At 59.2% G+C, this 23,760-nt stretch carries 20 protein-coding genes; 9 read left to right on the top strand and 11 right to left on the bottom strand.

The genetic code is table 11. From position 1 onward, the window contains the following. Positions 1-1,330 (bottom strand): class II 3-deoxy-7-phosphoheptulonate synthase (locus WH299_RS07560; RefSeq protein WP_339549957.1); only part of this gene is annotated, 1,330 nt, incomplete at its 3' end. Positions 1,331-1,454: 124 nt separating this feature from the next. Here WH299_RS07560 and WH299_RS07555 point away from each other — a divergent pair. After that, positions 1,455-2,210 (top strand): spermidine synthase, encoded by a 756-nt coding sequence (locus WH299_RS07555; RefSeq protein ID WP_068932292.1) that lies wholly within the window; start codon positions 1,455-1,457, stop codon positions 2,208-2,210. A gap of 43 nt (positions 2,211-2,253) precedes the next feature. On the opposite strand, the gene WH299_RS07550 is transcribed toward WH299_RS07555, so the two are convergent. After that, positions 2,254-3,045 (bottom strand): crotonase/enoyl-CoA hydratase family protein, encoded by a 792-nt coding sequence (locus tag WH299_RS07550; RefSeq protein WP_122686705.1) that lies wholly within the window; start codon positions 3,043-3,045, stop codon positions 2,254-2,256. 422 nt (positions 3,046-3,467) lie between these two features. Here WH299_RS07550 and WH299_RS07545 point away from each other — a divergent pair, with 422 nt between their 5' ends. Both WH299_RS07545 and WH299_RS07540 read left to right on the top strand, forming a co-directional pair. Further along, on the top strand, positions 3,468-5,141 hold the full coding sequence (locus WH299_RS07545; RefSeq protein ID WP_028615656.1) for a DEAD/DEAH box helicase: 1,674 nt from the start codon (positions 3,468-3,470) through the stop codon (positions 5,139-5,141). A gap of 447 nt (positions 5,142-5,588) precedes the next feature. Beyond that, positions 5,589-6,452, top strand: coding sequence for a hypothetical protein (locus WH299_RS07540; protein ID WP_240037318.1), 864 nt, complete (start codon positions 5,589-5,591; stop codon positions 6,450-6,452). Between the two features lie 79 nt (positions 6,453-6,531). Here the strand turns inward: WH299_RS07540 and WH299_RS07535 are convergent, their stop codons facing one another. After that, on the bottom strand, positions 6,532-7,299 hold the full coding sequence (locus tag WH299_RS07535; RefSeq protein ID WP_339549956.1) for a DODA-type extradiol aromatic ring-opening family dioxygenase: 768 nt from the start codon (positions 7,297-7,299) through the stop codon (positions 6,532-6,534). Between the two features lie 103 nt (positions 7,300-7,402). Here WH299_RS07535 and WH299_RS07530 point away from each other — a divergent pair, with 103 nt between their 5' ends. Then, the gene (locus WH299_RS07530) at positions 7,403-8,059 is read left to right on the top strand and encodes a thiopurine S-methyltransferase (RefSeq protein ID WP_122725173.1); all 657 of its coding nucleotides are present in this window, start codon (positions 7,403-7,405) and stop codon (positions 8,057-8,059) included. A gap of 56 nt (positions 8,060-8,115) precedes the next feature. Here WH299_RS07530 and htpX read toward each other — a convergent pair whose 3' ends face one another. Both htpX and WH299_RS07520 read right to left on the bottom strand, forming a co-directional pair. Next, a complete protein-coding gene (gene htpX, locus WH299_RS07525; RefSeq protein ID WP_016978461.1) occupies positions 8,116-9,003 on the bottom strand; it encodes a protease HtpX in 888 nt (295 codons plus the stop codon). A 304-nt stretch (positions 9,004-9,307) separates the two neighbouring features. Then, positions 9,308-10,519 carry a pyridoxal phosphate-dependent aminotransferase gene (locus WH299_RS07520; RefSeq protein ID WP_016978462.1) on the bottom strand — a complete coding sequence of 404 codons (1,212 nt, stop codon included), beginning with the start codon at positions 10,517-10,519 and terminating at the stop codon, positions 9,308-9,310. Between the two features lie 202 nt (positions 10,520-10,721). Here WH299_RS07520 and msrB point away from each other — a divergent pair, with 202 nt between their 5' ends. The 3 genes from msrB (at position 10,722) to WH299_RS07505 (ending at position 12,222) form a co-directional block, all read left to right on the top strand. Next, entirely contained in the window at positions 10,722-11,114 is a 393-nt protein-coding gene (gene msrB, locus WH299_RS07515; RefSeq protein WP_122725176.1) for a peptide-methionine (R)-S-oxide reductase MsrB, read from the top strand. A gap of 146 nt (positions 11,115-11,260) precedes the next feature. After that, entirely contained in the window at positions 11,261-11,746 is a 486-nt protein-coding gene (locus WH299_RS07510) for a glutathione peroxidase (RefSeq protein WP_033901385.1), read from the top strand. After that, entirely contained in the window at positions 11,743-12,222 is a 480-nt protein-coding gene (locus WH299_RS07505; protein WP_122725178.1) for a MarR family winged helix-turn-helix transcriptional regulator, read from the top strand. The genes WH299_RS07510 and WH299_RS07505 overlap by 4 nt, the downstream gene beginning before the upstream one ends. Here the strand turns inward: WH299_RS07505 and WH299_RS07500 are convergent. After that, positions 12,176-14,485 carry a response regulator gene (locus WH299_RS07500; protein WP_122725180.1) on the bottom strand — a complete coding sequence of 770 codons (2,310 nt, stop codon included), beginning with the start codon at positions 14,483-14,485 and terminating at the stop codon, positions 12,176-12,178. The genes WH299_RS07505 and WH299_RS07500 overlap by 47 nt on opposite strands. Before the next feature lie 164 nt (positions 14,486-14,649). On the opposite strand from WH299_RS07500, the gene WH299_RS07495 reads away from it, so the two are divergent. Next, positions 14,650-15,540 (top strand): ATP-binding protein, encoded by an 891-nt coding sequence (locus tag WH299_RS07495; RefSeq protein ID WP_122725182.1) that lies wholly within the window; start codon positions 14,650-14,652, stop codon positions 15,538-15,540. Then, a complete protein-coding gene (locus tag WH299_RS07490; protein ID WP_122725184.1) occupies positions 15,537-16,019 on the top strand; it encodes a GAF domain-containing protein in 483 nt (160 codons plus the stop codon). The genes WH299_RS07495 and WH299_RS07490 overlap by 4 nt, the downstream gene beginning before the upstream one ends. Positions 16,020-16,045: 26 nt before the next feature. Here WH299_RS07490 and WH299_RS07485 read toward each other — a convergent pair whose 3' ends face one another. The 5 genes from WH299_RS07485 to WH299_RS07465 all read right to left on the bottom strand — a co-directional run bounded on the left by WH299_RS07485 (position 16,046) and on the right by WH299_RS07465 (position 23,706). Continuing rightward, the gene (locus WH299_RS07485) at positions 16,046-19,681 is read right to left on the bottom strand and encodes a transporter substrate-binding domain-containing protein (RefSeq protein WP_122725186.1); all 3,636 of its coding nucleotides are present in this window, start codon (positions 19,679-19,681) and stop codon (positions 16,046-16,048) included. Positions 19,682-19,689: 8 nt separating this feature from the next. Beyond that, positions 19,690-20,316: a response regulator transcription factor gene (locus WH299_RS07480; protein WP_028615667.1), complete on the bottom strand. Its 627-nt coding sequence runs from the start codon at positions 20,314-20,316 to the stop codon at positions 19,690-19,692. 249 nt (positions 20,317-20,565) lie between these two features. Next, positions 20,566-20,967, bottom strand: coding sequence for a response regulator (locus WH299_RS07475; RefSeq protein WP_122725188.1), 402 nt, complete (start codon positions 20,965-20,967; stop codon positions 20,566-20,568). A 172-nt stretch (positions 20,968-21,139) separates the two neighbouring features. Continuing rightward, on the bottom strand, positions 21,140-22,471 hold the full coding sequence (locus WH299_RS07470) for a deoxyguanosinetriphosphate triphosphohydrolase (RefSeq protein ID WP_028615669.1): 1,332 nt from the start codon (positions 22,469-22,471) through the stop codon (positions 21,140-21,142). A gap of 71 nt (positions 22,472-22,542) precedes the next feature. Then, entirely contained in the window at positions 22,543-23,706 is a 1,164-nt protein-coding gene (locus WH299_RS07465; RefSeq protein WP_122725190.1) for an EAL domain-containing protein, read from the bottom strand. Between the last annotated feature and the right edge of the window lie 54 nt (positions 23,707-23,760).

Here is a 23,760-nt window from a genome sequence, read left to right as displayed (position 1 = left end):
TTAGGGTTTCGGCAATCAGAAACGCCAATTCCAGCGACTGATCGGCATTCATCCGAGGATCGCAGTGGGTGTGATACCGATCCGACAAGCCATCTTCGGTGATCGGTCGCGCGCCGCCGATGCATTCGGTGACGTTCTGCCCGGTCATCTCGATATGGATCCCGCCGGCATATGTGCCCTCGGCCTGATGCACCTGGAAGAAATCCTTCACTTCACCCAGGATCTGCGCAAAGTCGCGAGTCTTGTAGCCGCTGCTGGCCTTGATGGTGTTGCCGTGCATTGGGTCGGAACTCCACAGCACCTGCTTGCCTTCGCGCTGCACGGCACGGATCAAGCCTGGCAAATGATCACCAACCTTGCCCGCACCCATGCGCGCAATGAGGTTGAGACGGCCAGGGTCGTTGTCCGGGTTGAGGATGTCGATCAGGCGGATCAGGTCATCCGGGTTCATGCTCGGGCCGACCTTGACCCCGATCGGGTTGTTCACCCCGCGCAGGAACTCGACGTGGGCACCGTCCAGTTGGCGGGTGCGGTCGCCGATCCAGAGCATGTGCGCCGAGCAATCGTAGTAATCGTTGGTCAGGCTGTCGCGGCGCACAAAGGCTTGCTCGTAGTTGAGCAGCAGCGCTTCGTGGGCGGTGAAGAAGCTGGTTTCGCGCAGTTGCGGCGAGCTGTCCATGCCGCAGGCGCGCATGAAGGCCAGGGTTTCGTCGATACGGTCGGCCAGTTGGCTGTACTTCTCGGCCAGCGCGGAGTTGGCGATGAAATCCAGGTTCCATTTGTGCACCTGGTGCAGGTCGGCAAAACCGCCTTGGGCAAAGGCGCGCAGCAGGTTGAGGGTGGCGGTGGACTGGTGGTAGGACTGCAACAGGCGGTCCGGGTCCGGCACGCGGCTTTTTTCGTCGAAACCAATGCCGTTGACGATGTCGCCACGGTAGGCGGGCAGGGTGATGCCGTCGATGGTTTCATCGTTGGCCGAGCGCGGCTTGGCGAACTGGCCCGCCATGCGCCCGACTTTCACCACCGGGCAGCCGGCGGCAAAGGTCATCACGATCGCCATCTGCAGGAGCACCTTGAAGGTGTCGCGGATCTTCGCTGCAGAGAACTCGGCAAAGCTCTCGGCGCAATCGCCGCCTTGCAGCAGGAACGCACGGCCCTGGGTCACTTCGGCAAACTGACGACGCAACTCGCGGGCTTCCCCGGCAAACACCAGTGGCGGGTAGCTGGCCAGGTTCTGCTCCACTTGCAACAAGTGCGCAGCGTCCGGGTACTGGGGTTGTTGCTGGATCGGCAGGGCGCGCCAGCTGTCGGGGCTCCAGGGTTGGCTCATCATGAACTCGATTGGCTGATTGACGGTGGGGCGCCAATGTTATCAGCAATTAGTGCGTGACCTGTTGCCGCCGGTTGGCCGACAATCGCGCTTTTGCCGTGCGGTAAACCCTTTAGGAGTAGTGATGACCGAGGAGCGTGTCGAGCGCCTGTTGGCTGAAGTCCATGATGACTTCGGCATGATCCGTGTGCTCGAAGTGGCCGATTACCGTTTTCTCGAGTTCGGCGATGCCATCGAGCAAAGCTGTGTGTTCACCGCTGATCCGAGCTGGCTGGAGTACGACTACACCCGTGCCATGCTGATCGGCGCGTTGTGCCATGAACAGCCGGAAAGCGCGCTGTTCCTCGGCTTGGGGGCGGGCACGTTGACCCAGGCGTGCCTGAAGTTCCTGCCGTTGGAAGACGTGGAAGCCATCGAGTTGCGCCCCGACGTACCGCGCCTGGCCATCGAGTACCTGGGGCTGGACGACGACCCGCGTTTGTACATCCGCATTGGCGATGCCCTGCAATTGCTCGACAGTGCCGAATCGGCCGACCTGATCTTCGTTGACCTCTACACCGACGTCGGTCCCGGCGTCGGGCACCTGGCCTGGACCTTCCTGGAAAGCTGCCAGAAAAAACTCAACCCCGGTGGCTGGCTGGTGATCAACCAGTGGGCCACCGATGATGGCAAACCTCTGGGCGCCGCGTTGTTACGTGGCTTGTATCACCGGCATTACTGGGAACTGCCGGTGAAGGAGGGCAATGTGATTTTGCTGGTGCCGTCGGAGCTGGATCAGGCGCTGGACCTGGAGTCGCTCTCCGCTCGCGCTGAAGCCTTGGCACCGCGCCTTGGGTATTCGTTGCAACCACTGATCAAGGCGATTCGGCCGGCGACTTAGTCGCCTGTCACGACTTGCCCCCGATAGCGTTGGTACTGCCAACTCAAATACCTTTGAATACGCCGGGCCGCTTCTCGATCATCGCCCGCACGCCTTCCTTGGCATCTTCGCTGTTGAGCAGTTTATCCACCATCGGCGGCAACGCCGCTGCCGCCACGGTTTCGCCTTCCATCCGTGCCAACCGCGCCGACATCAACGTGGCTTGAACGCCCAGCGGCGCCTGGCGGGCGATGCGGTTGGCCAGTTCGACGGCACGGGGCAGCAGGTCTTCGCTGGCCATTACTTCCTGCACCAGGCCCAGGCGCAGTGCGTCATGGGCGTCGAATTCATCGCCGGTCAGCAGCCAGCGCATCGCGTTGCCCCAGCCGGCAATCTGATGAAAGCGCAGCGTCGCGCCGCCAAATGGAAAGATCCCACGCTGTACTTCCATCTGCGCAAAACGCGTGTTGCTGGCGCAGAGGTTGATGTCCGCGGCCAGCATCAGCTCTATCCCGATGGTCAGGCAGTAACCCTGGGCCGCGACGATCACCGGTTTGCTCACGCGTGGGCCGGCAAATACGCCCCAGGGATCGCAACCTCCCAACGGCGGCTGCCAGCCACCGGCCATCACACCGCTGACATTGGCCAGGTCGAGCCCGGCGGTGAAGTGATCGCCATGGGCAAACACCACCGCGACCCGCGCGTCGGTATTTCGATCAAATTCGCCATACGCCAGGCTCAGCTCATTGAGCAGGTCCAGGTCGAACGCGTTGCGTTTGGCGACCCGGTCCAGACCCAAAAGCAAGACATGACCCTGGAGTTCACGGCTGACGCGGCTGCTACTGGCTTGATTCATCGGGTGTGCCCTCGGGCGCGGGAAAAGGTTTCGGACCAAAGGTCTGAGAGGTCAGGTGAACCGTTTAAGCGTTAAGACCAGCAGGGCCGGGCCTTTAAAAAATAGACCTTGCCGGTGTTATCTGCAAAGACTGTGACACAGCGCGGTTTATCGGTACTTTCCGATAAAAAAAGCTCCCTTTTTCAGCTATTTCCGGTATAGTGCGCGCCGGCCTTTAACCGGGCCGCGTTTAGGTAGCGCAATTCCCCGAAGTCAGCTTCGGCTGCACGTCCGCACAGCGGACTCTCCCTTGACGAATCTTTTTCATTCATTCGTTTTCGCAAATCCCCGCCGACAAAGCAGCCAGGGCGACTCTTGAGTCTCAACACGGCATGCGCAGCTTTGGAGCATGGGTCTTTGCGGATGCACTTAGAGGCAGACCCATGACCCAGGAAACCGGCGGCTTCGCCGCTTTTAATCTGAACCCGAATATTCTTGCAGCCGTCGCAGCGACTGGCTACGAAGAGCCTTCGGCGATTCAGCAGCAATCGATCCCGATCATCATGGCCGGTAAGGACATGATTGGCCAGGCGCAAACCGGTACCGGCAAAACTGCCGCGTTCGCTTTGCCAATCCTGCACTGCATCGATCCTGCCAAGCGCGAACCGCAAGCCCTGATCCTGGCGCCAACCCGTGAGTTGGCGCTGCAAGTAGCAACCGCTTTTGAAACCTACGCCAAGCAAATGCCAGGCGTAACCGTTGTGGCCGTTTACGGCGGCGCGCCTATGGGCCCACAACTCAAAGCAATCCGTAATGGTGCACAGATCGTTGTTGCCACCCCGGGCCGTCTGTGCGACCACCTGCGTCGTGACGAGAAAGTCCTGTCGACCGTGAACCACCTGGTTCTGGACGAAGCTGACGAAATGCTGAAGCTGGGCTTCATGGATGACCTGGAGGTCATCTTCAAGGCACTGCCACCAACCCGTCAAACCGTACTGTTCTCGGCCACCCTGCCACAGTCGATCCGTGCCATCGCCGAGCGTCACCTGCGCGATCCTGAGCACGTGAAGATCCAGACCAAGACTCAGACCGTTACCGCGATCGAACAGGCTCACCTGTTGGTTCACGCTGACCAGAAGACCTCGGCTGTATTGAGCCTGCTGGAAGTCGAAGACTTCGACGCCCTGATCATGTTCGTGCGCACCAAGCAAGCGACCCTGGACCTGGCCAGCGCCCTGGAAGCCAAAGGCTACAAAGCCGCTGCGCTGAACGGTGACATTGCCCAGAACCAACGTGAGCGCGTGATCGACTCCCTCAAGGATGGCCGTCTGGACATCGTTGTGGCGACCGACGTTGCTGCCCGTGGCCTTGACGTTCCACGTATCACCCACGTGTTCAACGTTGACATGCCTTACGATCCAGAGTCCTACGTTCACCGTATCGGCCGTACCGGCCGTGCGGGTCGCGAAGGTCGTGCACTGCTGCTGGTGACTCCACGTGAGCGCCGCATGCTGCAAGTGATCGAGCGTGTGACCGGTCAGAAAGTTGCCGAAGTCCGCCTGCCGGATGCCCAGGCCGTTCTCGATGCGCGCATCAAGAAACTGACCAACAGCCTGTCGCCGCTGGTGGCTGACGCTGAATCGACCCACGGCGACCTGTTGGACCGCCTGACCGCCGATATCGGTTGCACCCCGCGTGCCCTGGCTGCAGCCCTGCTGCGTAAAGCCACCAACGGTCAAGCATTGACGCTGGCAGCCATCGAGAAAGAACGTCCACTGGTTCCGAACAGCGCGCCACGCGGTGATCGTCCAGAGCGTACTGGCGACCGTCCAGACCGTGGTGATCGTGAGCGTCGCGCTCCGGTGCCATTGGCTGAAGGCCGTGCTCGTTGCCGCACCGCGCTGGGCGCGCGTGATGGTATCGCTGCCAAGAACCTGCTGGGCGCTATCCTCAATGAGGGTGGCCTGGCACGTGAGGCCATTGGTCGTATCCAGGTTCGTGACAGCTTCTCCCTGGTGGAGCTGCCGGAAGACGGTCTGGAAAAACTGCTGGCCAAGCTGAAAGACACTCGCGTTGCCGGTAAGCAGTTGAAGCTGCGTCGCTACCGCGAAGATTGATCTGCCCTTGGGCTGATTGATCGCAAGTAAAAAATCCCCGGCTGGTTCGGGGATTTTTTTTGGCTGGCGTTCGGTAGGCGCGCAAGGGCTGCTCACGTGGTGGGGTAGCGCTTCATATGAGGCGTACCCTGGTGACGCGGTTCAGAAAGGTCGGTTTTCGTTGTCAGGCAATGATCAAATCAGGTTTAAGTAAATTCCGAGCGCATGAGTGACCTGTCTGACAGTCTGCTTGTAAGTGAGTCACTACTGTTGAGTGATGATTGAACTCACTGGAAAGAGGCTGCAGCTGTTATGCGCATTGATAATACACTCCGTCCCCCATCAAGAATGCCTGAGCCTGATATTCATCCTCCCGTGCAACCGTCCGTTAATAGGAAGGACGAGCCGCGTGTTGATCACTTCCAAGAAGATGAAAATAGTCTTCCGTCGTCAGGGAGGTCTAGCCTATTGAGTGATGCACTAGTGCGCCTGAAAAAAGAAACCACCCCAGGCGCTGTACCATCAACGATCACAAGCCATAACTCAGCGCTTGATAAGGTGAGCGATCCAAAACTCGAAATCAAGAAAGAAGCCACAGCACCGAATGGGCTGTATGGTGTGAGTTACTCACTTCCCGCACCATCCCCTGGGTTAAACAACATTACGTTTCCAATGAGTATTGATGAAGGCCTTCAAAGAAAAACAGGCAAGGATGCGGGTATTTATTACGCGATGATGTTTGGACTCAATGACGACAGTAGTAAGCCTCTAGGCCGTGGCTATATAGGGCTGCAGCCACGTGGGGATGGCAAAGCGCTGGTTGTGTTTTCTGGACACGGTCCGCATTTCAAAGCGCCACAGGGTCGCGCTGAGTTTGATGGGGAAAAGGGTGCCAGCAATAGCACATTGGTCGATTTCAAGTTTGGGCATAAGTATAATCTGACGATAGTGCGAGACCCTGAAGATCCCCAGAAGTTGAGCGCTTATATTCAGGATGTCACGGATCCGAATAATTCGGGTCCCAAACAGCACGTCAAAGACCTTTATGTCGACAGAAAGGTTGCGCTGGCCGGTAGAGACACTGGGTTTGTCGAACACTATGGCGCAAAGATAAACAAAAGTTCACAGATTGCTGCAACGACCGGCAGTTTTTCAGCGCCCTTTACTACAGACGATAAGGGCGTTGTTAAAGTGGGCGAAATCAAAAGTACCGGTTTATACGGTAGGTATAAAAACTCGATGGTAGGTACCCAGCAGATTACCAAAGACTCGGGTGTAGGAAAGGAAATCCACTTCTCCTTTAAAGGAGTGGGTTATGAGAAGAAGGCCTAGGCCGCGGACTGGGTAGTTGCCGGGCTAGCGCATTAGTGCCTATCACCTGCGGACTGTCCCATTCCTGCGATGGGCGCTGTTAGCCGAAGCGGTAGATATCCATGCCTAGCGCGCCTAGGGTGAAACCTTGGTGCGCGATGCTGAAATCACCACCGGCGCCACGTGCAAAGTACAACGGCAACAGGTGCTCATCACTGGGATGGTTGCGCACGGCATTCGGCGCCTGGCGGCGGTAGTCGTGCAGCGCCTTTTCATCGTCGGCGGCTAGCTTATCGACCACCCAGTCCCGAAAGTCTCGCGCCCAAGGCTCGATGCTCTCAGGCCCCGCACGCCAGTCCAGCTCGCCCAGGTTGTGGGTGATGCTGCCTGAGCCGATCAGAAGCACGTCATGCTCGCGCAGGCTGGCAAGGGCATGCCCGACGCGGGTCTGCAGGGCAGGGCCCATGCTACTGGGCAACGACACCTGCACCACCGGGATATCCGCCGCCGGGTACATCAGCGACAGCGGCACCCAGGTGCCATGGTCGAAGGGGCGACGGTCATCGGTGCGTGCATTCAAGCCGTCGGCCTTCAACAACTCGACAATCTCAGCTGCCAGTTGCGGGTCACCCGGTGCCGGGTACTGCACGGCAAACAACTCGCGGGGGAAGCCGCCGAAGTCGTGCCAGGTTTCAGGCGCGGCGCTGCCGCTGACCAGGAGTTCGTGACTTTCCCAGTGTGCCGACACCACCACGATTGCCTTCGGGCGTGGCATCTCGGCAGCGAGTCGCTGGAGGGCCGGGCCGCTGGCGCCGGGTTGCAGGGCAAGCATGGGCGAGCCGTGGGAGATAAACAGGCTGGGGAGCATAAGGGGGGTCCTGAGCGTTAACATGGGCCCATCTTCAGTCAGATCATTGATCTAAATCTAATATAAGTTTTAGTACCATTTGATCGAATTTTATGGAGGATCTATGGAGCCTAAGTTTTGGCAGGAACGCTGGGCACGCAATCAGATCGGCTTTCATTTGTCCGAGGTCAACCCTTACCTGCAACGACATTGGCCGCAACTGGCGGTTGCTGAGGGCTCCAAGGTGCTGGTGCCCTTGTGTGGCAAGAGCCTGGACCTGGTGTGGCTGGCCAGTCATGGGCTGCGGGTTATGGGCGTGGAGCTGTCAGAGCAGGCCGTCGAGGCGTTTTTCAGCGAGCAGAACCTTGTGCCACGTATCACTCGGCGAAGTGCCTTTACGGTGTACCAGGCTGATTTGATCGAAGTGTGGTGCGGCGACTTCTTCGCCCTGGATGCCGAAGCTTTGGTGGGTTGCGCCGCGTTGTATGACCGCGCCGCCCTGATCGCCTTGCCACCGCTGATGCGGGCGCAGTACGCCGAGCATTTGAGCCGCCTGCTGGCGTCGGGTTGCCAGGGGCTGCTGATCACCCTTGATTACGACCAGACGCAAAAGGCCGGGCCACCGTTTGCAGTGACGGATGATGAGGTGAAGGTGTTGTTCGGTTCGGACTGGACCTTGCGGGCGCTGCAAGAGCAAGACGTCTTGGAGGAGAGCTGGAAGTTTGTGCAGGAGGGTGTCACGCGGCTTGATGAGCGGGTTTATCGGCTGACCAAGGCCTAAATTTTGTCCACAAAAAAGGGGCGATCCAATCGCCCCTTTTTTTGCCTTGCGGGTTATCAGCCCATGCGACGCAGTGCGTCGATACGCTCTTCCAGCGGCGGGTGGCTCATGAACAGGCGAGCCATGCCCTGCTTGATGCCGCCGTTGATGCCGAAGGCGGTCAGGCTGTCCGGCATGTGCACCGGCAGGCCTTGCTCGGAGCGCAGGTGTTGCAGCGCCGCGATCATCGCCCCGGTACCGGCCAGGCGGGCACCGGCTTCATCTGCACGGAACTCTCTCTTGCGAGAGAACCACATAGTGATTGCACTGGCCAGGAAGCCCAGCACCAACTCGGCGAAGATGGTCGCCACGAAGTAGGCGATACCGCGTCCACCTTCGTTCTTGAAGATCACTTTATCGACAAAGTTGCCGATGATCCGCGCAAAGAACATCACGAAGGTGTTCACCACGCCTTGTACCAAGGCCAGGGTGACCATGTCACCGTTGGCCACGTGGCCGATCTCGTGGGCCAGCACGGCCTTCACTTCATCGTACGAGAAGCGTTCCAGCATGCCCTGGCTCACCGCAACGAGCGCGTCGTTCTTGTTCCAGCCGGTGGCAAAGGCGTTGGCTTCATAAGCCGGGAAGATCCCGACTTCAGGCATTTTAATGCCGGCTTGGCGGGATAGCTCCTCGACGGTCTGCAGCAACCATTGTTCATGCCGGGTACGGGGTTGGGTGATCACCTGGGTGCTGGTGCTCATCTTCGCCATCCACTTGGAGATGAACAGCGAGAACAGCGAGCCGGCAAAACCAAAGACCGCACAGAAAACCAGCAGCTGATTGAGGTTCAGGTCAACCCCGTTGGCCGCCATGAACCCATTGAAGCCGAAAAGGCTCAAGGTGATGCTGGCAATCAGCACGACCGCAAGGTTAGTGGCCAAGAACAGCAGGATGCGCATCATGGTTGTAGAATTCTCCTCATGCTTAATATGTCGCGTACTGCGGGGTATATAAGGTGCGGCATGGGGTGATTCAACCGAGCGACTATTTCAAACTGTGTCCTACAGCCTGAATGTAGAGTCTTGAAGGGCATTTCCGATAGGGAAAACAGGGCTGAATCGGTTCGCCGGTGCCTCGCTGTCCCGTGAATACAGGGGGTCGCTGGCTTTTTCAGTGACGGCGAAGTGCTTGTACGGGGGAAAGCCATAGAAGTGTTGCTAGATACTCGCTGTACGACCGATTGTCGGCCGTACAGCGTCGTTCGCATTACTGGCGATAGGACTTGAGGAAGTTGCCGATGCGACCAATGGCCATGTCCAAGTCATCCACGCGTGGCAATGTCACTACACGGAAGTGATCTGGCCACGGCCAGTTGAACGCCGTGCCTTGCACCACCAGCAGCTTTTCCGACAGCAGCAGGTCGAGCACGAATTTCTCATCGTTGAGGATCGGACACACTTTTGGGTCGATCCGCGGAAAGGCGTACAACGCACCCATGGGTTTCACGCAGCTCACACCGGGAATGGCGTTGAGCAGTTCCCAGGTGCGATTGCGCTGTTCCAGCAAGCGGCCTTGAGGCAGGACCAGGTCATTGATGCTCTGGTAGCCGCCCAGGGCGGTCTGGATCGCGTGCTGGCTAGGAACGTTGGCACACAGGCGCATGTTGGCCAGCATGTCGATGCCTTCGATGTAGCTCTGGGCGTTGTGTTTGGGACCAGAGATGGCGATCCAGCCCGAACGGAAACCCGCCACGCGGTAGGACTTGGACAGGCCGTTGAAGGTCAGGCACAGCAGGTCCGGCGCCAGGGAGGCGGTGCACACGTGCACGGCGTCGTCGTAGAGGATCTTGTCGTAGATCTCGTCGGAGAACACCACCAGGTTGTGCTGGCGCGCCAGTTCCAGCATGCCCAGCAGGACTTCCTTGGAATACACCGCGCCGGTCGGGTTGTTCGGGTTGATGATCACCAGGGCCTTGGTGTTCGGTGTGATCTTGGCCTTGATGTCGGCCAGGTCCGGGAACCAGTCCGCGCCTTCGTCACACAGGTAGTGCACCGGGTGGCCGCCGGCAAGGGTCACGGCGGCGGTCCACAACGGGTAATCCGGCGCCGGCACCAGCACTTCGTCGCCGTTGTTGAGCAGGGCCTGCATGGACATCACGATCAGCTCGGACACGCCATTGCCCAGGTAGATGTCTTCGATGCCGACACCTTCGACCTGCTTTTGCTGGTAGTACTGCATCACCGCCTTGCGCGCGCTGAACAGGCCTTTGGAGTCGCTGTAGCCCTGGGCGGTGGGCAGGTTGCGGATCACGTCCTGGAGGATTTCGTCCGGCGCTTCGAAACCAAAGGGCGCCGGGTTGCCGATGTTCAGCTTGAGGATGCGATGGCCTTCCTCTTCCAGGCGTTTGGCGTGCTTGAGCACTGGGCCGCGAATGTCGTAGCAGACGTTGGCGAGCTTGTTCGATTTGCTGACCTGCATGGCGATGTGATCCTGAAAATGAACGATCCAGACGGTGGGGACACTACCGTACTGCGAATCCTGCGGGGCCCGCACCCATAAATACGTTTGAATGCCGGTAGCGCGGGTGCCAGACTGGCGTTTTGAAGAGGCGCAATCATACGTGCCGCCTGATCCATGGAAAAGACACAGATCAGGCTTTTTCAGTTGCCGAGGTGTACCGATGGAAAAGTTGCAGAAAACCGTTGAAGAATGGAAGGCGATGCTCGATCCGGAGCAATACAACGTGTGCCGCCTCAAGGGCACCGAGCGACCTTTCAGCGGCAAGTACAACGGCACCAAGACGGACGGCGTGTACCGCTGCATTTGCTGCAACGAGCCGCTGTTCGACTCCACGACCAAGTTCGACTCCGGCTGCGGTTGGCCGAGCTTCTACGCGCCGATCGCCGACAGCGCGATGATCGAGATCCGTGACGTCAGCCACGGCATGATCCGCACCGAAGTGACCTGCGCCAAATGCGATGCTCACCTGGGGCACGTGTTCCCGGATGGTCCGCCGCCGACCGGCCTGCGTTACTGCATCAACTCGGTGTGCCTGGACCTCGTTCCGCGATAAACATTTTTTCTTTGGCGAGGGAGCAAGTTCCCTCGCCACAGAAGCGGTTATCGTTTGATATCGGCCTATCATTCTGGTCAATTAAATTGCACGCAATTGAATTGATCACTATGTTTATCCTTTCTTTCCGTTATCGAGACACTGCCATGAGCAACAACCTGCTGAGCATCCCTTGCACCACCATCAAAGGTGAGCAAAAGACCTTGGCCGATTTCGCCGGCAAGGCCATTCTGGTAGTCAACACCGCCAGCAAGTGCGGCTTCACCCCACAGTACAAGGGCCTGGAACAGCTCTGGCAGCAGTACAAGGACCAGGGATTGGTGGTGTTAGGCTTCCCCTGCAACCAGTTCGGCAAGCAGGAACCCGGTAACGAAGGCGCGATTTCCGAGTTTTGCGAGCTGAACTTCGGTGTCAGCTTCCCGCTGTTCAAGAAGATAGACGTGAATGGCAGCGACGCCCACCCGTTGTTCGTGCAACTGAAACAACAGGCGCCGGGTTTGCTCGGTTCCAAGGGCATCAAGTGGAACTTCACCAAGTTCCTCATCGGCCGCGACGGCCAGGTAGTCAAGCGCTTTGCGCCGACCACCAAGCCGCAGGACCTGACCCAAGAGATCGAAGCCCTGCTCAAATGACCGTCTCCCTGGCGCTCGATAATCAACTGTGTTTCAAGCTTTACGCCGCCTCCAGGGCGGTGACCCGCGCGTACAAGCCGATGCTCGATCAGTTGGGCCTGACCTACCCGCAATACTTGGTGATGCTGGTGTTGTGGGAGTGGCACGCCACAGCGCCGGCGCAGCCCACGGTCAAGGCGTTGGGGGAGCGCTTGATGCTGGATTCGGGCACGTTGACGCCGCTGCTCAAGCGCCTTGAGCAACTCAGTCTGGTCAAGCGCCAGCGCAGCGCCAAGGATGAGCGGGAGGTGCACCTGAGCCTGAGCGAAACCGGTGTGCGGCTGCGTGACCAGACCCATGGCCTCAAGACCCGGCTGCTGTGCGACAGCGGCATCGACCTGAACCAGGCTGACGCCTTGCGCGAGGGCTTGGACCAGTTGCTTCGACAGATCAGAGAGTTGTCGTCTTCGGCACCCACAGCTCAAGCAAACCACTGAGTTCCTCACGACGGAACGGCTTGGCCAGGTAGTCATTCATGCCCGCGGCCCGGCAACGCTCGCGCTCTTCGGAGAGCGCGTTGGCGGTCAAGGCAACGATCGGCAGGTCCGGCCAGCGCCCGCTGCGACGGATCTGCCGACTGGCCTCGTAGCCGTCCATCACCGGCATATTGCAGTCCATCAACACCAGGTCGAAGCGTTGTTCCTCAAGGAGTTTGAGCGCCTCGCCACCATGGGCTGCGACGATCACCTCACATCCCAGTTTGCTGAGCATGCCCTTGGCCACCAGTTGGTTGACCGGATTGTCCTCCACCAGCAGGATGCGCGCCCTGTGTGCCAGGGGTGCGGCTTCCATCTGGATCGGGTCGAGGATCAGTTGCGTGTCGCTGCGCAGGTTACGTTGCAGGATCTGATACAGCGCATTGCGGCTCAGCGGTCGCGCCTGTTGTTGCAGCGGCGCGAGTGCGGTGACTTCCTCGCTGGGCATGAAGTTGCCATAGGCGGTCACCAGCAGGATTGGCGCGCTGAGGGTGGGACGCAGGCGAAACAGGCATTCCGGGCAGTCGGTGATCAGCAGGTCCGGGGTTTGCCCGCTCACGTCATCGTCTTGCGAGTAGCAGCGGGGTGTCAGCCCCCAGTGAGGCAGCAGGGTGGTAAGCAGTTCGGTGAGGCCGCTGCCGGCATGGGTAATGGCGATGACCTCACCCTTGAGCGGCAGTGGCTGGACGGCGGGCAAATGGGTTGGCAGCGGCAGGTCGGCGCAGAACTGGCTACCGAAGCCCACTTCCGAGCTGATGCTCAGTCGGCCTTTCATGGCCTCACACAGGTTGTGCGTCAGCGCCAGGCCCAGGCCCGTGCCGCCGAACTGGCGAGTGATGCCGGCACCGGCCTGGGTGAAGGGCTGGAAGATCTTTACCTGGGCTTCCTGCGCAATGCCGATGCCGGTATCGCAGACCTCGATGCGTACCTGGCCCTCCCGCGCGCTGAGGCGAACATCTACCCGTCCGAAGCGCGTGAATTTCAGGGCGTTGGACAGCAGGTTGCTGACGATCTGTCGTACACGGGTCGGGTCGCCCAGGACCTGGGCGGGAAACTGCGGGTCGATCAGGCATGTCAGTTCGACACTCGGCGCGGCGTTCTGCGACAACAGGTTCGCGGTGTCTTCCACCAGAGAACCCAGGTCGAACGGGATGCGCTCCAACTCTAACTGGCCAGCGTCGAACTTGGACAGGTCGAGGATATCGTTGAGCAACTCCACCAGCACTTTGCCCGAGTCATGGGCAATGGACAGTTGCTGACGCTGCTCGGCGTTGAGTGGGCTGTCGAGTGACAGCGCGATCATCCCCAGCAGGCCGTTGAGCGGTGTGCGGATTTCGTGGCTCATGTTGGCCAGGAAGGCCGCCCGTGCTTGGGCCATGCCAAGCGCGTGGATCTTCGCCGCCTCCAATTCATCGTTGGACTGGCTCAGCCGCTGGTTGCTGGCCTTGAGCTCCAGGGTGCGTGCGGACACGATGTCTTCCAGTTGCCCCAGGTATTCGGTCAGCCGATCTTCGGCGTGGCGGCGTTGCTGGATCTCCGTTTCCATGTTTTCGAACTGCTGGTTGGCAACGTTCACCAACACGCCGATTTCATCGTGCTCGTGGCCGGGCGGGCAGTCCAGGCGTGCCTGTCGGCGGTTGCTCAGCTCGCGGATGATGCGCACCAACGGCTGGGTCAGCATCACGTAGAACAAGCCCAACAGAATGCCGGTCAGCAACAGACTGCGGACGAAGCCGTTGAGCAGGGTGATCTCAGCACGGCGCAGGAAGCGACTGCCAAAAGCATAGGTGTCCACGTCCAGGCGCAGCACACCGAGGGACTCGTTGGGCATGTGGCTGAGGAACAACCGGTCTTCAAACTGACGGTTGGCGCCGAACAGGAAATCGCTGACGGGGCGGTAAGTGCTTTCTTTACGCGGGCGGTCGACATCGGCCAGCACCACGCCGTTGTTGTCGATCAACTGGGCATGAATGATGGCGGGGGAGTGCAGCAGGCCCAAGGTCAGTTCCTGGGCCAGTTCGGCGTCGATGTTATAGGCGATGCGTGAGGCGGGGTTGTGGCTGATTTCGATCAGCGAGCGAATTTCACGGTTGATGGATGCGTCTTCGCTGGCATAATCAATGCCGATTTGGATCAGGCTGAGCAAGGTTCCCAAGACGAAACCGACCAGCACAGTCAATCTGGCTTGTTTATAAGACAAGCGGTGGGCGAACTTGATATCCATTGAGTGTTGAACCACTTCACGTTTCCCTTCGCCCGGCAAGCATAGCTGAACATCCACAGGCTCTGGCTTACCCGGCATGAATCGTTTTTTTACGCAGCCTCGTGCGGTCTGCCGCAGGGTTGCCAATACGCCATCTTTTGCAAGAACTTGCCAGAGGAATAATTGTGGATTCTCGATTGAGTGCTTTTCTTGAGCGAGCCGATGCAGTGCTCGCCCGCCTGGAACCCCTGTTGCCCGCGCCCCGCCAAACCATCGATTGGCGCCAATGCCTGGCTGCCCGCTGGCAGCGTGAAGGACGCAGTGGTTTCCTGCTGCCGCTGGACGTGAGCCTGGAGATGCGCCTGTCCGACCTGATCGGCGTGGACAAACAACGTGAAACACTGGCGCGCAACACCCAGCAATTCATCGACGGTCTGCCCGCCAACCATGCACTGCTGTGGGGGTCGCGGGGCACCGGTAAATCGTCCATGGTGCGCGCCTTGCTGGCCCAGCACGCCAAGGCCGGTTTGCGCCTGATCGAAATCGAGCGCGACCATTTGGCCGACCTGCCGCGTGTGGTCGAGCAACTGGTCAAGCTGCCGCAGCGGTTTATCCTGTTCTGCGACGACCTGTCGTTCGAGGCCGGCGAAGGTGATTACCGCGTGCTTAAAAGCGTACTCGACGGCTCCCTGGAGCAAGCCCCGGAAAACGTGCTGTTGTATGCCACCTCCAACCGCCGCCACCTTGTGCCGGAAAACCAGAGTGACAACGATAACTGGAAGCGCGTGGATGGCGAGTTGCACCCAAGCGAAGCGGTGGAGGACAAGATTGCCCTATCCGACCGTTTTGGCTTGTGGCTGTCGTTCTACCCCTTCACACAAGAGCATTTCCTGGATGTGGTGGAGCACTGGATCGGCGAGCTGGCGAACAAGGCCGGTTTGCAGTGGCAGCGCGATGAAGCCCTCGACATCCTGGCCGTACGCTGGGCCACCGGTCGCGGCAACCGCAACGGCCGTTGTGCTTATCAGTTCGCCCGTTACTGGGTGGGCCTCAAATTGCTGGAGCGTCAATCATGATCGACCTACAAAGCGCCGGCACGGGCCTGGATGGCTATGCCATGCTCTGCGCGCAGTTGGAGTCGCTGCTGGCCGATGAGCGGGACTTCATCGCCAATAGCGCGCAGTTCTCAGCGTTCCTGTTCAACCAGTTGGATGACTTGAATTGGGCCGGCTTCTATCTCAATCGCAATGAAGAACTGGTGCTCGGCCCGTTCCAGGGCCAGATCGCCTGTGTGCGCATTCCGTTTGGCCGTGGAGTGTGCGGTGCCGCAGCCGCCTCGCGGCAGACCCAGCGCGTGGAGGATGTGCATGAGTTCCCAGGGCATATCGCCTGTGACAGCGCGTCCAACAGCGAGCTGGTGGTGCCCCTGGTCAAGGACGGCAAACTGATTGGCGTCCTTGACCTCGACAGCCCGTCGCTGGCGCGTTTTACCCTCGAGGATCAGACCGGTATTGAACAACTGGCGGCGATTTTCCTTCGCTCGACCGACTGCTGATCATGGGAGGGGCGGTTCCCGCCCCTCTACTGACCCTTCAGACCGTGAAGTTGCATTTTCAGCAACCTCTCCAATTCCAGCATGAGCTTTTCCAGGGATTTCGCCCCGGCTTCGATCAACGCCCAGTCATCGCCGCGGGTACACGCCTGTTCAAGGGTTTCGCACTGCCTGGCAAGGGGACCTGCCTGGACAATGCGTGCAGCACCCTTGATTTTGTGAGCCTGTTCGGTGATCTCCTGAAGCGGGGCGTGAGCGCTGATCAGCGCCGTCATTTCTTGGCGATCGTGCTGACTGCTGCTCAACAGTTCTTGCAGTAAACGCCAGCTCAACTGCGGGTCGCCGCCGGTCAGGGCCTCAAAGTTGCCAAGGTCCAGGTGCAGGTCAGTGGCTTGCGGGGCGATCTTTGCCAGTTGCCGTTCCAGTGCCGTGAGGCTGATCGGTTTGAACAGGCAGTCGTTCATGCCTGCTTCGGCGCAGCGTTGCTTCTCTTCAGGTTGGGCATTGGCGGTAAAGCCCAGTACCACGCAGGACGCCAGTTGCTCGCGTTGTTCGTACTCGCGGATCGTGCGACTCAGCTCGTAGCCATTCATGATGGGCATGTTGCAGTCGGCGATCACCAAATCGAAGTGTTCCTGGCGCCAGGCCTGGAACCCGGCGGCACCATTCTGGGCGGCGGTGAACTGATGTCCCAGGTAGCCTAGTTGCTGACACATCAGCAGTCGGTTTGCGGGGTGGTCGTCCACCACCAGCACGTTGAGTACGGGCGCGACTACGGGCGCCTCGGGTTTCTGCTCAGCCGCTGGCTGTTCCGGCTGCAGGCGGGTCATTTTCAGGCTGACATGCGCCTGTGTGCCCACCATGGGCACGCTGCTCAGGCTTAACTGTCCACCCATCATTGCGCAAAGACTGCGGCAGATCACTAGCCCCAGGCCTGCGCCACTCCTGGCCAGTTGTCCGGAGTTGTCGGCTTGGGCAAAGGGTTCGAACAGGCGCAACTGATCATCCCGGCTGATGCCTATCCCGGTATCCTCGACCACCAGTTTCATCTCGACCTGTTGCGCCAAATCGGTGGGCAATACCTGCACCTTGATTTTCACCTGGCCGCACTCGGTGAACTTGATCGCGTTGCTGACCAGGTTCGACAGTACCTGCTTGAAGCGCAGCGGGTCGATCAGGACCTCGGTGTTATCCAGGTCAGGTAGGAACTCAAGGGACAGGCTGAGGGTTTTCTGACGTGCCAGGCCATCGAAAACACGCACCACCGATTCGATCACTTCTCGCAGATTGACACGCTCCGGCGCAAGGCTCAGGCGGCCTGACTCGATGCGTGCGATGTCGAGGATATCGCCGATCAGCTCTAGCAGGTCCTTGGCCGAGTTGTATGCCACCTCGATAGCGGGGCGATCAAGATGGCCCTGATCGGCTCGCTTGAGCGTCAGTTCGAGCATGCCGATCACTGCGTTCATCGGCGTGCGAATTTCATGACTCATGGTGGCGAGGAACGTGCTTTTGGCTCGATTGGCTTCATCGGCGCGTTCTTTGGCGGCGCGGATTTCATCGAACAACTGGCGTCGTTCGCTGATGTCGATCCAGCCGCCAATGATGCCTTGCACTTCCCCGGTAGAGTCACGGTAGGGCAGGATCCAGTGGTAGATCGTCAGTTTCTTCCCCTGGATATGTAGGGTGCGGTCCAGGATCAGCGGGTTGCCCTCAGCCATCACCCGCTGGTAATCGGCATGGTACTGCGTCGCGTCGGTTTCAAGGGCCGTGCTCATCTGGAGGGCGTTTTTGCCGATCACGTCTTCGCGCTTGACGTTGAACACCTGCAAGTAGCTGTCGTTGCAGGTCTGCAACAGGCCTTTGCGGTCCCGTACATAGATCGGGTGTGGGGTTTCATTGACCAGCGCACGCATGAACTCGAATTGGTCACTGAGGGCGCGCTCGGCCATCTTGCGGTGCTTGATCTGGCGGCGCATGTAGGCGTTCCAGCTCAGGGATATCAACAGTAAAAGCCCGGTGCCGATGATGATACGGGCGATCAATTGGTGATAGTTGCGCCAGTAGCTATCGGAGGCTGCGGTATAACCTCGCCAGCGACTGTTGATGATGCCCAATTCATCCGGAGCGATACTCAGCATGGCCTTGTCGAGAATTGAGCTGAGTTCGGTGGCGTTGCGCGAGGTAGCCAGTGAATAGGTAGCGGGCATCGTGCCGATACTGAAGCTGATCTGGACCTTATCCTGAAAAATGGAGGAAGAGAGGTAATAGTTGGCGATCACCAAGCTGTTGACCGCGCCGTCGACCTGCCCTTGCACCAACAACTCGGCGGCCTTGAAATTGTCGCCTGTTTCCACCAATTGAATCGTGGGTAAGTTCTCGCGCAGGAACCTTGCCATTGGGCTGCCTTGGGTGACGGCCACACGTCTGCCTTCCATTCCCTCCAGACTGGTTGGGGCCTGGTTTTCCTTGCGTGTCAACATCACGTAGGAGTTTTCCAGATAGGGGCGACTGAAGTTTAACTGGGCCTCCCGTTCGGTGGTGGGAATGATAGCGCCGATGATGTCGGCCTTGCCGGCGTCGACCTGTTCGATCATTGACTGAACGACGCGCTCACGCTGGATCTCGAAACGTAACCCTGTACGCAGGCGAACCAGTTCCAGCAAGTCAGCGGTGATGCCGCGAAAGTTGCCGTCCGCATCGAAGAACGTCAGTGGCGCGAAGGTTTCGTTCACGGTCACCTTGACCACCGGGTGGTCCTTCAGCCAGCGCTCCTCACGCGCGGTCAATTGCAACTTCTGGTCAGTCAGCAGGATATCGCTGCCGGCGCTCCAACGTTTGGCGATCGCTTCCCGTTCGCTGGTGGGCACGGCCGTCAGCACGGCGTCGACAATACTCAACAGCGTCTGCTGGTGCTGGGGCATGGCAAAGCTGAATCCGTAGGCCTCATGCTTGCCGAAATTGGCCATGCGGATGTTCTTCAGGTAGCCCTTGTTGATCATGTAATGGGTGGAAATGGTATCGCCCAGGAACACATCCGCCTGGTCGAATGCCACCGCATTCAAGGCATTTTGATAAGAAGGGTAGATGCGGACGATCGCCTCGGGGTACAGCTTTTCCACCTCGCTCAGCGGCAGGTAGTGGTAGACCAGCGCCAGGCGCATCCCGGCCAACCCATTGTTCAGGCTGCGGGTCTCACCTTCGCGGGTGACCAGGACCGGCTGGTCCACTGCGTAGGGCTCGGACAACGTGAGGTTCGGGTTTTCCGCCTCAAAACCGTTGGAAGATCCCAGCAAATCGATATCTCCCGCTTCAAGCGCGCGGATCGCGGCCTCTCGGGAGGGGTAGCGCAAGACTTTCACCGGCAAGGCCAGCGCCTTGGCCAGCAGGCCGGCGTAATCGGCGGTGAGCCCCTCATAGTCGCGACCGCTGGAGGTGAGGTCGAAAGGGGGATAATCAGGCGCCGCAGTGCCCAGCACCAACGCTCGCTTGTTTTGCAGCCATTGGCGTTGAGCCTTGTTCAGGTGGGTTTCCAGTTGAACCGAGCCTGCACGGCTCAACAAGGAGAAATGTTCCGAGCCCGTCGGCTGGTTCGCAAGTACGACGGCACTGAAGCACAAGCCGGCACTTAATGTAATCAGATAGTCCTTTATACGCCTGGGCATCCGCTTTCTCACACTAGCGCGTTTCGTTTTGCCATCTCGATAAGTTCTACCAAGGATTTGGCTTGAAGTTTCTGCATCAGCCTCTTTTTATAAGTGCTTACTGTTTTGTTACTTAAAAACATGCCTTTGGCAATTTCCTTGTTGGTTCGCCCTTGTGCAAAAAGCTGCAAGACCATGAGTTCCCGGTCATTGACGGTTTTGAACAATTCAAGTTCTTGGGATTCCACGCCGTCTGCACCATTGGTATTCAGTGCCTGGCTGGGAAAATAGTTGTAGCCGGATAATACCGCGCGAATGGCGCTCAGCAATTCACTCAGGTCGCCTTCCTTGCACACGTACCCGTCCGCGCCGGAGCGCATGCAGCGTGTAGCGAACAGGGTAGGTGACTGGGCTGTCAGGATCAGGGTTTTCATCGGCGTGTTCATGGCATTGAAGCGGCAGAGCACCTCGAGCCCATCCAGCTTGGGAATGCTGATATCCAGAATAATCAGGTCAGGCAGGCATTCGCGGACCATTTGTATGGCGTCGCAACCGTTATCTGTTTCGCCCACTACTTTGTAGCCTTCGTGCTCCAATAACATTCGAATGGCGAGCCGTATAACCGGGTGGTCATCGATAATAAAAACTGAGTTCATGATCACATTCCGTACAAGTGCAAATAAAGCGGGCACATTAGCTCAGAAGAGGAGGGAGGAGCATGAGTCAAGGGCTGAGTAGATATAAAACAGGAAAAGTCCTACATCAAAAAAGGTAGCGGCCTACCAGTTTGCGAGGCTTAGTGAAGCGCTACCTCACGGCTTTGGACGTGAACAAGCTAGAGGCTGCCGTTGTGGATTTAACTGGCTCTTTGCAGTCATATTTCGTCTGCACATGATGTTTAATTCCTACATTTTTAATTTGAAGAGTGGACGGAGCAAGTGCGCAAACTCTTCCTTGTTCAGCGGCTTTGATAAATAACCGAGTAGAGGCAGGCCACGTTCCATGGCTTGGGTTATCAGGCTGGCAAGTTCTATCACCGGTAAACCACTCAACAGGATGGCGGTCGTGATAAGGCGTCGGCGACTGGCGATTTCAATCAGTTCGAGCCCCGGTAAGTCGGGTAGGCATTGGTCACACAAGATAATGTCGAAAGGCACTTCGGCCTGCGACATCAAGCAGATTGCCTGCTCGGCGCTTTCGGCCGGAGTCAGTAGTGCGAACCCGAAGCTTCTGAGCAGGCATTGGGTGGCGAGGAGTTGAAACGGATGATCTTCCACCAGCAGGATACGGAGCGGGTAACTGGGCATTGGGGCCACGCGGTGAGTCAAGCATCGAGGGAGGGCGTGTAGGAACAGTTGGCCCGGATCGCCCAGAGCGTGCGTGATTATTCATCGGGTGGTTGTGCGAATTCGATCAGGCTGCTCTGTTACCGTCGTAGGTCGATTCTCCATTAAGGGGCAGGCAGCTTGATCGTGTTCGTTATTGAGGACTGGAACGCCCGGTCATTTCCCGCGCCATTTCAGTTGCATAGCTGTCGGTCATGCCAGCGATGAAGTCGATCATGCGCAGGAACGAAGTGTGCAACGGCCATTCGGGGTTCGGCGCGTTGTTGCCCAGCAGATCGAGAATACGTCGGTTCTTGAACGACGGCGTGCGTCCGCCATGCTGCTCCAGTGCCGCACCGCAGAACGCATTCAAGAGAATTTCCAGGGTGGTGTAGGCGCCAATCTCATGCAAGGTCTTGCGCTTGTCCTGGAAGATCTTCTTGCGCGCCATGTCTTTGGCATCCAGCACACAGCGCTTGGCTGGGCCATGCATGTGTTCAACCAGGTCGCCGGGCAGTGTTCCGGCGAGCAAGGCGTCCTGTTGCTCGACGAAGGCGCTCGCTGCGGCATTGGTCAAATGTTCGATGGCCTTGCCACGCAGGATCGCCAGCTTGCGTCGGCGGGAGTCCTGGGCGCCGAGTTGACGATAGGTCTGGGGTAGGTCATCGCCCACCAGGTTGAGCAGCAGCGACTCGACTTCGGCGTACTCCAGCAACTCCATTTCCAGGCCGTCTTCCAGGTCGATCAGGGCGTAGCAGATGTCATCTGCCGCCTCCATCAGATACACCAGCGGGTGCCGGGCCCAGCGTTGCTCTTCGAGTTGCGGCAGGCCGAGCTTGTGGGCGATCTGCTCGAGGATTGGCAGTTCGCTCTGGTAGCAGCCGAACTTGTGCTTCTTGTAACCCAGGGAGTCGGCGTGCCGGGCAGTCCAGGGATATTTCAGGTAGGTGCCCAGGGTGGCGTAGGTCAGCCGGGTGCCGCCGTCGAACTGGTGGTACTCAAGCTGGGTCAGCACCCGAAAGCCCTGGGCGTTGCCTTCGAAGTTCAGGAAGTCATTGCGCTCGGCGCTGCTCATGTCATCCAGCCAGCCACGTCCTGCTGCTTGTTGGAACCAGTGGCGGATGGCGTCTTCGCCGGAGTGCCCGAATGGTGGGTTGCCGATGTCATGGGCCAGGCAGGCCGACTGCACCACCATGCCCAGGTCGCTCGGGTCGCACCAGTCGGGCAGGGCGCTGCGCAGGGTTTCGCCGACGCGCATACCGAGGGAGCGACCCACGCAGCTCACTTCCAGGGAATGGGTCAGACGCGTGTGAATATGGTCGTTGCTGGAGACCGGGTGCACTTGGGTCTTGCGGCCCAGGCGACGAAACGCGCCGGAGAAGATAATACGGTCATGGTCTTTGTGAAACGGGCTACGCCCCAGTTCTTCCGGGCTGTGCAGCGGTTTGCCAAGACGTTCGCGAGTCAACAGGGTGGGCCAATCCAAGGCGGGTACTCTCCGTGCGGTGAATGACCCTCCCAGCTTCCCGGTTCAGCGCAGCCTGGGCAAGCGAAAATCTACAGCCCGGCCGCATCGATATCGATTAACAGTAAGCGCTGACCGTTATCGAAGAATTGTCCGGCGGTGAGGCAATACTGGTTGGTGGTGGCGTCGCGGTAGGTCGAGGACAGGGTCAGGCGCCGCTCTTCCCAGCCCTCGGCCAGCAGATGATAGAAGTACGGGCGCCACGACCAGTTGTGACCCAGGTAGCGGCTGTCGGATTGCCATGCGTCCTGGCGCCACTCGAAGTTCGGTGTGAGTTGGGTGCCATGCCGGTCGCACTGATAGAAGCGCAGCAGCCAGGGAAACGCCGGCAGTTGCGGCAGTTGGTTCAGCGGCGATTGCCCCTGGGCCCAGGTTTGCAGGATCTTCATCAGTTCGGCCAATTGTTGGCGCAGTTGCATGACGCGCCCGCGTTCCGCCAGCTTCTGCTGGACGTAGGTTGTGCGCAACTGGGCGAAACGCGGCACGAAGGCCTCGGCGGCGAACCAGTCCAACTGCGCCTGGGCAAACAGATAGCCCTGCACATAGCGCGAGCCGCACTCCAGGGCGAAGCTCAACTGCGCCTCGGTTTCCACGCCTTCGGCAATGATCCAGCAGCCGGTCTTCTCGGCCATCTGCGCCAAGGCTCGCACCACTTCACTGCTCGGCCCACCACGGGCGGCGTCCTGGAACAGGCGCATGTCCAGCTTGAGGATATCCGGCTGCAACGCCAGTACCCGGTCGAGCTGGGAATAGCCGGCGCCAAAGTCGTCGATGGCGATGCGCGCACCGGCTTCGCGGTAGCGCGCCACCACGTCTGCCAGGCGTCGGATGTCGCCACCCAGTTCGGTGATCTCGAACACGATGCGCTGCGGGTCGACGCCATGGTGGTGGATCTGTTTCAGGCTTGGCAGGGCTTGACCTGGACGCAGCCGATTGATCCAACGCGGCGAGATGTTCAGGCTCAGGAACCAGTCTTCGGGCACTTCGTGCAAGCGGCTCAACGCATTGTCGCGAATCTGCCGGTCGAGCCGGCGCAAGGTTACGCCCGGCGTGCGCGGGTCAGCGAACAGCGGGCCCACGGATTGCAGGCGGCCGTCAGCCTGGCGCAGACGGCCCAGGGCCTCGACGCCGGCAATGCGGCCGGTGGCGGTGTCGATAAACGGCTGGAAGCAGGCGAGCGGTTGCCCGTCGATCACGGGGCCTCCTTAAGAACGGTGGCGAAAAAAGGCCCGGCCCGCGAAAACGAGGGC

It is taken from the genome of Pseudomonas sp. MYb541, assembly GCF_037479595.1.
GTDB lineage: Bacteria > Pseudomonadota > Gammaproteobacteria > Pseudomonadales > Pseudomonadaceae > Aquipseudomonas > Aquipseudomonas canadensis.
This window is presented reverse-complemented; position numbering and strand designations above follow the sequence as displayed.